Below are 13,699 nucleotides of genomic sequence, written 5' to 3'. Positions count from 1 at the left end.
TCTACACGCTCCAGAATACCTGACGGTACGCCTTCAACGCCGAGTAGAATGCTCCCCTACCGATTTATTTAATCCCATAGCTTCGGTAACATGTTTATGCCCGATTATTATCCACGCACGACCACTCGACTAGTGAGCTGTTACGCACTCTTTAAATGAATGGCTGCTTCCAAGCCAACATCCTAGCTGTCTTGGTAGTCATACTTCGTTAATTCAACTGAACATGTATTTGGGGACCTTAGCTGATGGTCTGGGTTCTTTCCCTCTCGGACATGGACCTTAGCACCCATGCCCTCACTCCCGGTAAAGTTATTGTGCCCATTCGGAGTTTATCTGGACTTGATAGGCGGCGAAGCCCTCGCATCCAATCAGTCGCTCTACCTGACACAATAATATAAGCCGAGGCTGCACCTAAATGCATTTCGGGGAGTACGAGCTATCTCCAAGTTTGATTAGCCTTTCACCCCTACCCTCAGGTCATCCGAAAACTTTTCAACGTTTAACGGTTCGGTCCTCCAGTTAGTGTTACCTAACCTTCAACCTGCCCAAGGGTAGATCACTTGGTTTCGCGTCTACGCCTACTGACTAGCCGCCCTGTTAAGACTTGCTTTCGCTTCGGCTCGGTGTATACTTACACTTAACCTTGCCAGTAAGAGTAACTCGTAGGTTCATTATGCAAAAGGCACGCCGTCACTGCAATGCAGCTCCGACCGCTTGTAGGCACATGGTTTCAGGGTCTGTTTCACTCCTCTGTTCGAGGTGCTTTTCACCTTTCCCTCACGGTACTGGTTCACTATCGGTCTCTCAGGAGTATTTAGCCTTACCGGATGGTCCCGGCTGATTCACACAGGATTTCTCGTGTCCCGCGCTACTCAGGATACTGCTAGGCTTGGTCAAAGATTCGTATACGGGATTATCACCCTCTGTGATGCCTCTTTCCAAAGGCTTCTACTTCTATGAATTCGTGCCACGGCGCAGTCCTACAACCCCGGTAATGCCTAAACATTACCGGTTTGGGCTGGTCCCATTTCGCTCGCCACTACTTTGGGAATCATTATTATTTTCTGTTCCTACGGGTACTTAGATGTTTCAGTTCCCCGCGTTAGCTCACTACATAAGTAGTGTAACAGAGTCTTCCTCTGCTGGGTTGCCCCATTCGGAAATCCACGGATCAAAGGTTATTTGCACCTCCCCGTAGCTTATCGCAGCTTATCACGTCCTTCATCGCCTCTGAGAGCCAAGGCATCCCCCATGTGCCCTTATTTTACTTTCTTTATTTCTTTCAAGCTGGCCAATAATAGCATACGCTATTGGCCTGGCTTGTGGGTTTGTTAGATTATATTACATAATCTAGCTTTACTTGCTCTTTTTTTCATCATGTCAAAGATCGTTGGTCAGTTAACAGTCAGCAGTTAACAGTTAACAACTGCTAATGGTGCCTATTATAGACCTGGTGGAGAATAACGGATTCGAACCGTTGACCCCCTGCGTGCNTCCTTCATCGCCTCTGAGAGCCAAGGCATCCCCCATGTGCCCTTATTTTACTTTCTTTATTTCTTTCAAGCTGGCCAATAATAGCATACGCTATTAGCCCGGCTTGTGGGTTTGTTAGATTATATTACATAATCTAGCTTTACTTGCTCTTTTTTTCATCATGTCAAAGATCTTCTTTCAATTGAAAAATTAATAATGAAAAATGAAGAATAATTCTTAATTCCTACATTCTTAATCTTTTATTGAAAATGTGGAGAATAACGGATTCGAACCGTTGACCCCCTGCGTGCAAGGCAGGTGCTCTAGCCAGCTGAGCTAATCCCCCGTCTTTTGAATTTCAAGATTTCAAAATTTAAAGATTTCAAAATTGTTTATCTTAATCTTGAAATTATGAAATAGTGGAATCTTGAAACCGTGCTGCTCGCGCAGCGACGTAGTCCCAGGCAGAGTTGAACTGCCGACCTCTACATTATCAGTGTAGCGCTCTAACCAACTGAGCTATAGGACTGGCTTCTCTCTCTTCTCGCCTGAAACTGATTGCCAGCTTCTTGGTTTCTCTTTATTTCAGTTAGCAGTTAGCAGTTAACAGTTAGCAGTAAAGAAATAATTAATAATTATTTATTCTTCACTTACAACTATAACTTATAATCCGTTACTGAATGTATATGTTAAACAACATGGCAGAGTGTAATACAGGAAACTTCCTGTCTTGCTTTTAGGTAATTATTGTTGACTGCTAACGGTTTACTGTTAACTGACAACTTCGGGACGGTTCTCCAGAAAGGAGGTGTTCCAGCCGCACCTTCCGGTACGGCTACCTTGTTACGACTTAGCCCCAGTCACCAGTTTTACCCTAGGACGCTCCTTGCGGTTACGCACTTCAGATACCCCCGGCTCCCATGGCTTGACGGGCGGTGTGTACAAGGCCCGGGAACGTATTCACCGCGCCATGGCTGATGCGCGATTACTAGCGAATCCAGCTTCACGGAGTCGAGTTGCAGACTCCGATCCGAACTGGGAGTGGCTTTGGAGATTAGCATCTTGTCGCCAAGTAGCTGCCCTTTGTACCACCCATTGTAACACGTGTGTCGCCCCGGACGTAAGGGCCGTGCTGATTTGACGTCATCCACACCTTCCTCGCATCTTACGACGGCAGTCTCATTAGAGTCCTCAGCCAAACCTGTTAGTAACTAATGATGTGGGTTGCGCTCGTTATGGCACTTAAGCCGACACCTCACGGCACGAGCTGACGACAACCATGCAGCACCTACATACCTGCTATTGCTAGCTAACCTGTTTCCAAGTTATTCAGGTACATTTCAAGCCCGGGTAAGGTTCCTCGCGTATCATCGAATTAAACCACATGTTCCTCCGCTTGTGCGGGCCCCCGTCAATTCCTTTGAGTTTCACTGTTGCCAGCGTACTCCCCAGGTGGATTACTTATCGCTTTCGCTTAGTCACATACAATATATCGCATACAACTAGTAATCATCGTTTACGGCGTGGACTACCAGGGTATCTAATCCTGTTTGATCCCCACGCTTTCGTGCTTGAGCGTCAGTTATAGCTTAGTAAGCTGCCTACGCAATCGGAGTTCCTCGTTATATCTAAGCATGTCACCGCTACACAACGAATTCCGCCTACTTCATCTATACTCAAGGCTACCAGTTTCAACGGCAGTCCCCAGGTTGAGCCTGGATATTTCACCGCTGACTTAAAAGCCCGCCTGCGCACCCTTTAAACCCAATAAATCCGGATAACGCTCGCATCCTCCGTATTACCGCGGCTGCTGGCACGGAGTTAGCCGATGCTTATTCATACAGTACATGCAATACACTACACGTAATGTCTTTTATTCCTGTATAAAAGAAGTTTACAACCCATAAGGCAGTCATCCTTCACGCGATTTGGCTGGTTCAGACTCGCGTCCATTGACCAATATTCCTCACTGCTGCCTCCCGTAGGAGTCTGGTCCGTGTCTCAGTTCCAGTGTGGGGGACAAACCTCTCAGTTCCCCTATCCATCGTTGCCTTGGTAAGCCGTTACCTTACCAACCAGCTAATGGAACGCATGCCCATCTACAACCGATAAATCTTTAACAAATATTGCCATGCGGCACCCCTGTATTATGCGGTATTAGTCCGAATTTCTCCGGGTTATTCCCCTGTTGTAGGTAGGTTGCATACGTGTTACTCACCCGTGCGCCGGTCGCCATCAAAGTATTGCTACCCTATGCTGCCCCTCGACTTGCATGTGTTAGGCCTATCGCTAGCGTTCATCCTGAGCCAGGATCAAACTCTTCTTTGTATATTCTTTTTACTTTAAATCCTTTGACCCGACCCGATTAATTATACCTAATCTATTGACGGTAGTCACATTTAATATATAAATATTATGTACTACACTCTTTATGTTGTCATTTTATCAAAGATCGCTTGTCACTTCTATAGTTACGAAAAACAAAACCGGGTAATATTACCCCCTTTTTTAAGCGCCTCGTTCTCTATCAAAGCGGGTGCAAAGATATGTATTTATTACTCAATTATCCAAATAATTTAATAAGAGTTTTTTGAGTTTTTTTCATATTTTAAGACAACTTGTTAAAAATAAGATATTTGTAAAAGCAATAAATTTTAATTCTGTAATATTATAGTATCTATTACTGAATAAAAATCTTAATCCCTATAATATTTAACTCATAACAAATATATATCTTTGCTACACTAAAATACATATATATAAATATACATTATACATGAAAACATCTCTTTTGAAAAAACTTCCGGTTGTAGCCTTGGCTATTATAGCACTTGTATCTTGTAAAGATAAAGAGCCTCACTTTACCGTAGAAGGGAAAATAGCGAATGCCGACAGCACTATGCTTTATCTGGAAAGACGTTCATTAAATGAAACCACAGTAATTGATTCGGTAAGGCTGGATACGGATGGTAATTTTAAATTTGAGGAACCGGCTTTAGGTTATCCCGAATTTTACCTGTTGAGAATGGACAAACAGGCTATAAACCTGGCTATAGATTCGATAGAAACTATCACTGTAAATGCCAATAAACCGACTTTTGCCACAGAATATGCAATAGAAGGTTCTGAAAGTTCGGTAAAAATAAAAGATATTGTTTTCGCACAAAATAAACTCAGTCAAAACGTATCGGATTTAAGGAAGAAGTTTGAGAATAAGGGGATTTCGCAAGATCAATATGTAGCCGACATACAGGTGGAAATAGATGAGTATAAGAAAAAAGCGAAGGATCTTATTTTGTCCGACTACCAGAGTATGGCAAGCTACTTCGCTCTGTTCCAGAAAATAGAAGGATATTTGATTTTCGACCCGTACGACAAGAATGATTTGGTCGCCTTCAGAGCCGTTGCCACTGTATGGGACCAATACAAATCAAAATCGCCGAGAGCCGAACACCTTAAATCTTTTACCCTGACAGCACTGGCAGGACTAAAGCAGATGGCCAATCAGGAGGAAACAATCAAGAAATTAGAAAATACAGAACTATCTGACCACAGTGCTTTCTATAATATAACATTGCCGGATATCAACAACAAGGAGGTTTCCCTGGCATCCCTGAAAGGTAAAGTTGTCATCCTTGATTTTACCGCTTACCAGACCGAATTTTCCCCGGCTCACAATATCCTTATTAATAATATATATGACAAGAATAAAGGAAAGGTAGAAGTATATCAAGTATCCTTCGACTCGGATATGCATGCATGGAAAAATGCGGCGATAAATCTGCCTTGGATTTGTGTTAGGGAAGACAAGTCTCTCAACTCTGAATTACTTGCCAGATTTAACGTTCAAGGGTTCCCAACTACATACATATTAAACAAAAACGGAGAGATCGTTAAAAGGGTTTTGGCAACCGATAACCTAGCTGCGGAAGTTCAAAAATTATTATAAAAGTGCGGCTAAATATTTGACAATACAAAAAATATAATCTATCTTTGTTTTAAGATAATCGAAAAAGGAAAAGGAGTTCTGGCCTATATCGGCAAGGATTCTTTTTCTTTTTGTCGCTTTAAAACAATTAATAATAATAAAAAAACAGTAGTCACTAATTTTAATTTTTAATTACCATGGCTATCTCTTACATGACCGAAGACGGTTACAAAAAGCTAAAAGAAGATATAAACACGCTTGAAACCGTAGACAGACCTGCTATATCAAAACAGATAGCAGAAGCCAGAGACAAAGGAGACTTGTCGGAAAACGCAGAATATGATGCGGCCAAAGAGGCTCAGGGCTTACTAGAAGCCAGAATAGCGCAAATGAAAAACCTGTTGGCGAATGCCCGACTGATCAATGAAGACGCTATAGGAACAGATGTTGTACAAATTCTGAATAAGGTTACAATACGTAACACGAAGAACAATCAGCAAATGACATATACGATCGTAGCTGAAAGTGAAGCCAACCTGAAAGAAAACAAAATGGCTGTGAGTACACCTATAGCACAGGGGCTGATGGGCAAAAAAGTAGGCGATGTAGCCGAAATCAAGGTTCCGTCGGGAGTTATGAGTTTCGAAATAATGAATATCTCACTATAAAGCCTATGCCTAGTATTTTCAGTAAAATAATAGCAGGCGAAATACCATCGTACAAGGTGGCCGAAGATGACCGGTTCTTTGCTTTTCTGGATATTAACCCGATGGCAAAGGGGCATACACTGGTTGTCCCGAAACAAGAAGTAGACTATATCTTCGACCTTGACGATACAACACTAAAAGACATGACCGCTTTCGCTAAAAAAGTAGCTAAGGCTATAGAGAAAGCCATTCCCTGCAAACGTGTGGGAATGATGGTCATAGGCATGGAAGTACCTCATGCGCACATACACCTGATTCCGATTAACAAAGAATCGGATATGGCGCTTTCTAATCCGAGAGTAAAGCTTGAACAATCGGAGTTTGAGGAAATAGCCAAAAAGATAAGAGAGAATATTTAGGCTTACCACGAAGACAAAAGCAGTGTCTGCTGTGGTAAAGCTTTAAGAATAAGGAAATCCCTGCACTTTTCAGTTGCAGGGATTTTTAATTTATGCGAATCAAGGGTTGCTTTGGGTTGAAGTATACTATTATAAATCAATCTTCTGTTTTGCAATCAGGGTTCTAAGTCCACGAAGTGGGCTAATATGGATAACTACGGGTAAAACCCGTGGAAAAAGCGGATAGGGAGACATATTCTTCAGTCAGTTCCTGCCACGGGTTTTGCCCGTGGTTATCCACCTTCAGTCCCTTCGGGACAATAAGTTACTGTGCTTTTTAACCCTTGATTCGCATTATTTATAAGAAAAGCTTGTTTAAACAGTTTCTAAGATAGCCATTATTTGCTTTTTAATAGCATTCATACCGTTTATGTTTGGATGATTGCTTTGCTTTTCTATATTCATAAGTTGTACAGATTTTATCTTATAATAGTCACAGATAAGTGTTTGTGATTCTGTTATTACTTCTTTCAACCCTGTATTTACTATATTTATTATCCGGGCATCCGGATGCTTTTTTGTCAGGTAATCGAGCATATACGCAAAAGCGGGACGAAAACTTTTCAGATCGGCTGTTGTCCAATCATGATACTTATAGTCGCCAACCGGAGAATTTGCCCAACTATCGTTTGTACCGCCAAAGATAAATATTATATCGGGGTCTCCCATATTATTCATTCTGGCAATAAAAGAGAGTGAAGAACTATCCGTTCCATAATAGCCGGTATTACATATTGTGGCGCCCGAATATGAATTGTTTATTTCCAATGTGGCTCCATACTCTTGTAATACCCCATGCCACCACATCTGCTTTACATCCACTACATCATTTGCATCCCATCCGTTGGTTACAGGATACCAAACCGGATTAGAGACCGGCGTGACAAATCCTTCAAAGGTAGAATAGGAATCGCCGAGTATACTTATTTTGATTTCTTTCTTTACAACCAGATCCTCATCATCGTTATCGTTATCGTTGCAACTGACAAAGCTTACCGAAATATAAAACGCGAGAAGTATATAGATAATGTTCCTTATCATTGTAGTTTGAGAGTTAGTGAAAAAGTTTTACAATATATATTTTATGCGAATCAAGGGTTAAATGTGCTATTTTTTGTTCCTTTAGGGACTGAATGTTGGTAGAAAGAAGCTTTAACCGGTTAATTGCGTGCCGTCAGGTACGCAATATCTACAGAACAATTCACATTTTGTACCTGACGGCACAAAAAAACGAATTTCATTCATGTTTCTACCAATATGATGTGCCTAACGGCACATTTAACCCTTGATTCGCATATTTTAAGCAAACTTACATAAAATACGTGATTAATAAGTGGCTGGATAATCATTTCTCTCTTATTTCATTTTTGTTAACATCCTGTTTTTATGGAATCTTCCCAAACAGTTACTTCGCTAATGATAATAATGCGAACGAAGGATTGCGTTTTCACACAAAAAATTTGTCTTATATAAGGGCTCTTTGACATAATGAGGATTTTAGGTTTCAATATAAAAAAAGTAACATGGAGAAAGTATGGAAAAGGTGTCACCTTTGTCACTTTTTCATTGTAACTCTTTGATTATAAATACTATTATTTTACCCTTGTCACTTTTTAATTGATGGCTTGCAGCAGACCTGAAAAATTGAACAATACGCCTCGCTGTTGACTGATAAGTGTTGACTGTTGACTGAAAAAAAGTGTCACCTTTGTAACTTTTTTCCCTCAGCATTGTTTTAATTAAATATAAAGTCTTTTGGGTGCTTTTGTACTCAAAAGAATAATATGGATGTTAGTAACTGTTTAAATTTTATACGAATATTTTATTATACCTTTTTCTTCGTTCATTTTTAGTCTGTTTTCGGCTATTTTTTCCTTTCTCTCAACTCAAATAGCCCGCTATTATCGTTTCGAGGAAGAACCAACGGTCACAGGAGCGAAGCGTATGTAAAAAAGCAGCTCTAAAACAGCTCTAAAAATTTGAACGAATAAAATTTAAACAGTTACTTATTGCTTCTGTATTAGTTCTGGCTGAATAAGAGCAGGTTCAGTTTTATCTATATTTATTATTGAATTGGTAAATAATAAATCGAACAATATTAGAGCCTGTTTAATTTTCGCTAAAATTTAAACAGACTCTTAGATTCGTTTTTCGAAATAATTTGTATCTTTAAAACGGGTATAACAGGCTTTTATATAGAACATAATATACACAGTAAATTGCACAATTATTATTGGGAATATTCTCTTAAAACTAAATCATTACAAGTATGTTGGATGGAATTTTAGATCTTATTAAAGATCAGGCATTAGGTGCCGTTACTCAAGCAGGTGTGCCTGCAGACAAACAAAGTGCGGCTGTAGAGACTACAGCTTCATCGATTGTAGACGGGTTGAAAGATCAGCTTAGTCTTGATAATGTATCTTCTCTTATGAGTCTTTTTGGAGGAAGTTCATCATCTTCTTCGGCTCTTTCGGCGAGCAATCCTATTGTAAGCTCTATACAGAAGACCGTGGTAACCTCTTTGAGCGAAAAAGTAGGTCTGAACTCTGCAATGGCTAATACTATCGCTTCTACTGTGGTTCCGGCTTTGATAGGTCTGTTGTCTAAAAAGTCAAGTGACCCGAACGATTCTTTCGATTTCGGTTCATTGCTTAAGTCTTTTACTGGTGGTGGCGATTCGGCTGGTGGACTTTTAGGTGGACTTTTAGGTAAGTTCCTGAAATAAAAGATAAATTTTACCTCGGAAAAGAAATAGGGATGTATTATTAAAATACATCCCTTCTTCTTAAAAAAAACTACTAACATCCATGTAGTTTCGTGATAAGAAAGTGTAGAACCATGTTTATAAATTACTTTCGCTTAAAGGACTGTTCCATCCTTTTATTTCCAGTTTAGCGCCTTTTGCATCAACCTGTTCTTTATTTACTTTACATTCAATTATTTTCTTTTGGTTAGGCAACAGGCTTATATAATTATCTGTCCAGAATGCAGGAACGATCATTTCACCTTTGTTGTCTTTCAGTTTCATACTTATCATAAACGCTATATGCTGAGTAGGATTCTCTATTTCGACACTGTATATGGTATCATTATCCTTTTCTGCTTTGGCAGTCTTTACATTTAATTTCACAGCCTCAATTTGTGAAACGTTTGTGAAATCACTGTAGCTTTTAGCCGGAGTGTGTACCCAGTTGGTTTTTTCCCACTGATATTCATCCGGTTTTGAAGACAGGCAATAGAAATTATCGGCAACGGGTTGTCCCTCTTTATTGAATATTTCCAGAGAAAGGAATACATTCTCGGTCAGAGGTTCCAGTTGCAATATATTTGCAGATGTATTGGTTTTTATATCCAGAGCGATTTCCTTTTTCTCTTTCAGTTTGGAATTTATGTCAAACACCTGTACTATAGCCTTATATCCGTTTATATCTTCCATCTGTTCGTTCACGGCATATACGCTGTTATTACCATAGTTGTAAATTAACTGTAATGGTTGATTCGCTTTCTTTACAGAATAGTATGCAGCTGTAGGGACTTTATAGTAATCATACATTTGCCAGTAAAGGGAAGGCCATGCCGAATTTAGCATCCATTGCACAATGCCGGTGGTTTTACCTATGTTTACCCTGAAGGCTTCAAACATGGCGCGTGTGCCGTCATAGTTGACTAAGTCGGCTTTCATCAGATAATCGTTCAGGTCTTTAGCCGACCCGTATTTGCTGTTGATGACTGATGTTAGTTCTTTAAGGGAGTTCATCGCTGTAGTAGACGCGGTGCAATGGTAGCTCCAAGCATCGCCGATAGGCCATAGTTTATCTTCGGGAACGAATCTTTTAATAGATTCTAATACAGGCAGCTGTGCTCCTATGCCGGTTTCGGTATTGTAACCGTATGCTCCGCCATACAGGGTATCGATGTACCAGTAGTTAGGCCCCACATATTCATAAGGTCCAAACATCTTGGTGCCCGTTTTGCCCGATAGTTCACTCTCGCGTTTCTGTGCAGCAGCTACATAAATCCTGTTGTCGTTCTCCTTTAGGAATGCCAGATATTTCTCTTCCAGTTTAGGCGTAGGAAGCATATCGCTGCCCGGCATCCAGGATATGATACTAGGATGGTTGCGCAGCCACAATACTTGTGTAGCAAAGGATTCGGCTATAAGGTCTATCTCTTCATCGGTAAGGATACAGCCAAATTTATCATCGCAAGGCTTTCCGTAATAGGCTTCCCATTCCCACTGGCAGCTCCATCCTACAACGGCCATAAGCCCGTATTTGTCGCATAAATCGTAGATATTGGAACTTGTACCCCAGAAGCTTTCGAAACGTATCATGTTCATATTCATGTCTTTTACATATCGAACCTGAGTTTCGTTACTTTCCGGTGTGTCGCGCAGGAATATATCGTCTGTCCATCCTGCCGATTTCAATAATACGTTTTTTCCATTAAGTTTGAACCCTCTGTGCCCTTCCTCTGTAAGGTAAGATTCTATTTCGCGTACGCCAAATGTTACATCTTCTTTGTCGGAGACAACATTATCATCCTTAAACTTCAAACTGAGGTTGTAAAGTTCGGGTTTTCCCATGTGATTACACCACCACAGGCGCGGATTTTTCATGTGTAACATGTCGGCCTCTTCCGGGGTTATCTTTACTTTTTTCTTTTCCTTAGGAGCTAATACCACAGGGTAAGAGAATGATTTAGATTCTATTTCTCCTATTAAGTTACCTGTAACTTCTTCGTCTGTAAGGTTTTCTACTTCGGTTTCTATTGTCAGCCATGCTTCGTCTAAGGTTGCAGTGTTTACCTTAGGCTGCACATAGGTATTTTTTAGTTTCACACCTCCTGTCACAGTCAGATATACATTTCTGTACAATCCCATATTTTCATCGGCCGGACGAGGATTCCAGTCGGCAAATCCGGTATTGGGATCGCCGGGTTGGGCTTTGAATACTTCTACGGCTAAGACGTTGTCTGATGTAATATAGGGTGTGACATCAAATGAGAAATGACGAAATGTTCCATATACAGAATCACGGGAAGCTATAAGCTTACCATTCAACCATATATTTGCATAATATGATATTCCGTCAAAATTCAACGTTACATGTTGATCTTTTGTTAATTGAGGTAATGCAAATTCGTTGCGGTACCAGAATGGTTTATCGAACTGACTCTTATCTATATCCTTTATATTTGTTCCCATGAAAAGATCCGGATAAAGTCCGTTTGTAGTGAGAACCCCCATCACAGTAGATGGTACAGTTGCTTTATACCAGTTCTTTACCGATTGTTGGGGTCCGGAAATGATATCTCCTGTATTTGTGATACTATCCGAAGATTGGATGTTCCAGTTAGTAGCCAAATTAATCTTTTGATATATATTCTCCTCCTTTTGGCTACATGAACTGGTAGTAAAGAGAATACAGAATAATAGGAACGCGGAAAATAGATTTTTATGAGTCATAGCATTCGTTTTGAGAATTTGATCTGTATGGTGTAAATATACAGAAAATATTATTGTCAAGAAAGGAAATGCAGGATATGGTCCTGCATTCTCCTTTTCTTCTATTATCTTAGGTTGTAGCTTATTAGAAATTCGCTTTGTCTACATCCCACCACAAACGTGTTCCTGCATTATCGGTACCTCCGAGTTTGCTTACACCATCTGCATAATTAGTTGCATTATCCACAGCTTCAGAACTTGGGAATGGTATACGGCGTGGTCCCAGTTCGGTAGATACAAGACCTTGGCTGTTGTTCTTCACTACAGGGAACAACTTTGGATAACCTGTCCGGCGATGGTCTGTCCATGCAGGTGTTCCGTCCGGAAATACAGCAATCCATTTCTGTGTTATTATTTTCTGTAGTTTCACTTCATTGTTGTCTGCATTATCCCATTTAGGACTTACCAGATTCACTGCATCGTGGCTGTTTGCAGGAATAATAGGATCCTCAAATTTTGCAGGTAAGGCTGTTGATGCAAGATAGTTTTCAACTCCTGATAATCCATATTGTTCAAATGAAGCAGTTACACCTTTTGTATATAGTTCCTGAGCTGTTCCACCCATATTCCATCCGCGGAGAGCTCCTTCTGCTCTTAGGAAATACACTTCAGCCGGGCTGATAAGTACCGGAGGTGTACTTGCTGAAACATTGATAGCTGAACTATTTGCATATATTTCCCTGTCTACTCCTGTTCCTAAGCGGATACCTTTGTATTCTCCTTCAACCTTAGCATTTGTAGCTGGTACAAAATATTTTTCGAGGCGTGGATCTTCATAACCCTTCAATATTGATTCCATATCTGAACTCATTGTACAATCCCCCCAGTTACTTATTGTAGCAATAGGGTTTGCCATATTAGATACTTTGGCTATGTCTCCTGCGGCTACAAGTACACCTAAAGAATGGTTTACAGCTTTTTCAGCCTGAGCTTTAGCCTTTTCAGGGGCTACTTTCACTATTGTCATGGCCAGTCTTAGGCGAAGGCTGTTAGCAAATTTAATCCATTGTTTCATGCTTCCCTCATAGATATTATCCACTCTGGCAAATCTCGCATTGCCAGGATCTTCATTTTCATAAGCTTCCAGGCCAGCAATACCTTCGTCCAAATCTGCAAAGAACTGATCGTATAAAGATTCTACGTTGTCATAAGCAGCGCCCAAATCGGATTTTCCAAATTGTGAATAGATAATCGGGCCATAAACATCAGATACTCTATGCATTGCTGCAACTTTCAGTATCTTGCCCCATTTAGTATATATAGCCAGATTGTCATATTGCGCCGCTTTATTCTCCATTTTCATAAAGTTGGCCATAGTATAACTGTTCGATGTAGTCCATGCGTATGAATTCCATCCGTCGTTCATAGCATATGTCAGGTTAGAAGACACACCGAAACTAGGAGAAGACATATATCCCGAAAACATATCTGAATTTAGATTCTGATATAGCTGGTATGTCCAGTCAGTACCTGATCCATAGTTATAGTTGAATATTACACTTGTTTGGAATCCGGGAAAATAAGCGCCTACCAGATTGTCATCGGGAAGCATATCGTCATCGTAAATACCTTGATCGGATGTATTCATATCCTCAAATCCGTCGGTACATGAAGGCATCAGTGTTATTGCTACCGGTAGCACCAATAAGCAAATATATTTGAATATCTTTTTCATAATGTTTAT

General features: G+C 40.4%; 7 protein-coding genes, 2 tRNA genes and 2 rRNA genes (1 of these 11 running past the window's edge). 4 read left to right on the top strand and 7 right to left on the bottom strand.

Translation table 11 applies throughout. The features are described 5' to 3' along the window. The 4 genes from D0T84_RS10415 to D0T84_RS10400 form a co-directional block, all read right to left on the bottom strand. Positions 1-1,274, bottom strand: a 23S ribosomal RNA gene (locus D0T84_RS10415); it reaches 1,614 nt to the left of the window's first position. A 471-nt stretch (positions 1,275-1,745) separates the two neighbouring features. Beyond that, a tRNA-Ala gene (locus tag D0T84_RS10410) sits at positions 1,746-1,819 on the bottom strand. Between the two features lie 109 nt (positions 1,820-1,928). After that, positions 1,929-2,002, bottom strand: a tRNA-Ile gene (locus tag D0T84_RS10405). A gap of 272 nt (positions 2,003-2,274) precedes the next feature. Next, positions 2,275-3,801, bottom strand: a 16S ribosomal RNA gene (locus D0T84_RS10400). The 16S and 23S rRNA genes sit together here with 2 tRNA genes alongside, the layout of an rRNA operon. Before the next feature lie 448 nt (positions 3,802-4,249). Between D0T84_RS10400 and D0T84_RS10395 the strand changes: the two genes are divergently transcribed. The 3 genes from D0T84_RS10395 to D0T84_RS10385 all read left to right on the top strand — a co-directional run bounded on the left by D0T84_RS10395 (position 4,250) and on the right by D0T84_RS10385 (position 6,467). Beyond that, complete coding sequence (locus D0T84_RS10395) at positions 4,250-5,422, top strand: TlpA disulfide reductase family protein (RefSeq protein ID WP_163307814.1); 1,173 nt, start codon at positions 4,250-4,252, stop codon at positions 5,420-5,422. Between the two features lie 176 nt (positions 5,423-5,598). Beyond that, positions 5,599-6,069 carry a transcription elongation factor GreA gene (gene greA / locus D0T84_RS10390; protein ID WP_163307813.1) on the top strand — a complete coding sequence of 157 codons (471 nt, stop codon included), beginning with the start codon at positions 5,599-5,601 and terminating at the stop codon, positions 6,067-6,069. 5 nt (positions 6,070-6,074) lie between these two features. Beyond that, a complete protein-coding gene (locus D0T84_RS10385; RefSeq protein WP_163307812.1) occupies positions 6,075-6,467 on the top strand; it encodes an HIT family protein in 393 nt (130 codons plus the stop codon). 354 nt (positions 6,468-6,821) lie between these two features. Here D0T84_RS10385 and D0T84_RS10380 read toward each other — a convergent pair whose 3' ends face one another. After that, complete coding sequence (locus D0T84_RS10380; protein WP_163307811.1) at positions 6,822-7,547, bottom strand: SGNH/GDSL hydrolase family protein; 726 nt, start codon at positions 7,545-7,547, stop codon at positions 6,822-6,824. A gap of 1,228 nt (positions 7,548-8,775) precedes the next feature. Here D0T84_RS10380 and D0T84_RS10375 point away from each other — a divergent pair. Further along, positions 8,776-9,234 (top strand): DUF937 domain-containing protein, encoded by a 459-nt coding sequence (locus D0T84_RS10375; RefSeq protein ID WP_163307810.1) that lies wholly within the window; start codon positions 8,776-8,778, stop codon positions 9,232-9,234. 117 nt (positions 9,235-9,351) lie between these two features. Here the strand turns inward: D0T84_RS10375 and D0T84_RS10370 are convergent, their stop codons facing one another. Both D0T84_RS10370 and D0T84_RS10365 read right to left on the bottom strand, forming a co-directional pair. Further along, positions 9,352-11,976 (bottom strand): sugar-binding domain-containing protein, encoded by a 2,625-nt coding sequence (locus D0T84_RS10370; protein ID WP_163307809.1) that lies wholly within the window; start codon positions 11,974-11,976, stop codon positions 9,352-9,354. A 124-nt stretch (positions 11,977-12,100) separates the two neighbouring features. After that, a complete protein-coding gene (locus D0T84_RS10365) occupies positions 12,101-13,690 on the bottom strand; it encodes a RagB/SusD family nutrient uptake outer membrane protein (RefSeq protein WP_221413130.1) in 1,590 nt (529 codons plus the stop codon). Positions 13,691-13,699: the final 9 nt, after the last annotated feature.

It is taken from the genome of Dysgonomonas sp. 521, from assembly GCF_010501055.1.
In the GTDB taxonomy this organism is placed as follows: domain Bacteria; phylum Bacteroidota; class Bacteroidia; order Bacteroidales; family Dysgonomonadaceae; genus Dysgonomonas.
The sequence above is the reverse complement of the archived record's forward strand: the minus strand, read 5'-3'. Positions and strand labels throughout refer to the sequence as shown.

Excerpts from the sequence above, each read along its gene's own strand:
- D0T84_RS10395 (WP_163307814.1), top strand. The coding sequence starts at position 4,250 with ATGAAAACATCTCTTTTGAAAAAACTTCCGGTTGTAGCCTTGGCTATT.
- greA (WP_163307813.1), top strand. The coding sequence starts at position 5,599 with ATGGCTATCTCTTACATGACCGAAGACGGTTACAAAAAGCTAAAAGAA.
- D0T84_RS10385 (WP_163307812.1), top strand. The coding sequence starts at position 6,075 with ATGCCTAGTATTTTCAGTAAAATAATAGCAGGCGAAATACCATCGTAC.
- D0T84_RS10380 (WP_163307811.1), bottom strand. The coding sequence starts at position 7,547 with ATGATAAGGAACATTATCTATATACTTCTCGCGTTTTATATTTCGGTA.
- D0T84_RS10375 (WP_163307810.1), top strand. The coding sequence starts at position 8,776 with ATGTTGGATGGAATTTTAGATCTTATTAAAGATCAGGCATTAGGTGCC.
- D0T84_RS10370 (WP_163307809.1), bottom strand. The coding sequence starts at position 11,976 with ATGACTCATAAAAATCTATTTTCCGCGTTCCTATTATTCTGTATTCTC.
- D0T84_RS10365 (WP_221413130.1), bottom strand. The coding sequence starts at position 13,690 with ATGAAAAAGATATTCAAATATATTTGCTTATTGGTGCTACCGGTAGCA.